This window comes from Rhizobium sp. SVR5-9E, assembly GCF_056755095.1.
On sequence record NZ_JBNDHS010000395.1, the window covers coordinates 1 to 274 of the forward strand.

Here is a 274-nt window from a genome sequence, read left to right on the forward strand (position 1 = left end):
GGAAACAGGCGTCGTCGCTCACCTTCTGAATGGCGGCGGTCTGCTCCATGTTGATAGTCATATAGTTCACCACGTTAGCGTCCGGCGCGTTTTGCAGGCGCGACATCTGCAGATGCAGGATCTGCGGCTGGATGGTGTCGATAATCTTCTGTTCCGGCTCGCCGGCTTTTTGCAGGGCCGCCATCTGGTCAAGAATGCGCTGATGAAGCACAGGCTCCTGCTCTTTAATCACCTGCCAGGCGGGCATTGCGTTGAGGGTGGTATCAAGCTGCTG

The 274-nt window shown here is 56.9% G+C and carries 1 protein-coding gene; it reads right to left on the bottom strand.

Annotation, left to right across the window (positions count from 1 at the left end):
* On the bottom strand, positions 1-274 hold a 274-nt coding region (locus ACPYOJ_RS35330; RefSeq protein ID WP_481420384.1), incomplete at both ends, for a hypothetical protein.